Consider the following 269-nt stretch of genomic DNA (forward strand, 5'->3'; position numbering starts at 1 on the left):
GTGTCGGAACCATGGTATCGAGCTTCCGGGCGACCTTTGTCGGATGGCTCGACCAGCGGCTCGCTTCCGAGCTTTACGTGACGGCGCGGAGCGAAGACGAGGCGGCAAGGCTGCGAATGTGGCTTCCGCAGCACGTCGATGCCATTCTTCCGATCTGGAATGTGGACGGCGAGGTTCTCGGCCAGCGCGTGCAGATATATGGCGTCGCCAACGACAGGACCTATCGCGATCACTGGCCGCTTCTCGACGGCACGCCGGATGTTTGGGAT

1 protein-coding gene is annotated in these 269 nt (G+C 62.1%); it reads left to right on the top strand.

Annotated features, from left to right (window positions below):
* Window positions 1-269: hypothetical protein (locus ACPYOM_RS22625; protein WP_481347683.1), on the top strand; the 269-nt coding region annotated here is incomplete at both ends.

It is taken from the genome of Monashia sp. HAY1-2A (assembly GCF_056755315.1).